Raw genomic sequence first — 605 nt, 5'->3', positions numbered from 1 at the left:
GTAATGCCGTTCAGTTAAGGAACTTTGATGTGCCGAACGGCGTAACGCTTGGGGCGAGCTTTGACCACACGGGGGCATTCACGCCCCCGTTGTTTTTCCACGGTCTCGAACGCAAGACGAGCGTGCAGGCGGTCGAGCCACGCAGGTATCTTGCCGAAGGCCGGGGTGACGGCAGCCCACATCATTTCGTGCTGGAAGACGTGCAATGCCCGTACGAAGCTGATGTCGGTCGGATCGAGTTTCGCCTGCCATGCGGCAGTGGCCATTTCGCGACGAATCAGGTTGTAGGCGATCAGCGCCCCCCAGATCTCCTGGTAGACCCCTTCGACGGTCCGGCTGCGCAAGGTTAGCTCCGCACCGAGCATCGACTGCTTCAATTCCCGGTAGCTGGTTTCGATTTGCCAGCGGCGCCCATAGCAGGCGACGATATCGGCCGGTTTGAAGCGTTGGCGATCATCCAGCGAGGTCAGCAGCACGCGTTCGCGCCCGCGCGCATCGATGGCGCGAATCGCACGGACCTGCCAGAACTCCGGCAGTTCGGGAGATTGTTTGCGCGCCTGCGGGGACACACGCATGCGTACTGTCGCATCGTCCGGCGTGCCGTC

Annotated in this window: 1 protein-coding gene; it reads right to left on the bottom strand. The window is 62.0% G+C overall.

Annotated features, from left to right (window positions below):
* Positions 1-14: 14 nt before the first annotated feature.
* Positions 15-605: transposase (locus SB786_RS35565; protein ID WP_410731480.1), on the bottom strand; the 591-nt coding region annotated here is incomplete at its 5' end.

Origin of the sequence: Burkholderia sp. SIMBA_062, assembly GCF_046534765.1 — a bacterium.
Lineage (GTDB): Bacteria > Pseudomonadota > Gammaproteobacteria > Burkholderiales > Burkholderiaceae > Burkholderia > Burkholderia ambifaria.
Note: the sequence above shows the minus strand (reverse complement) of the source record. Positions and strands in the feature narration are given on the sequence as shown.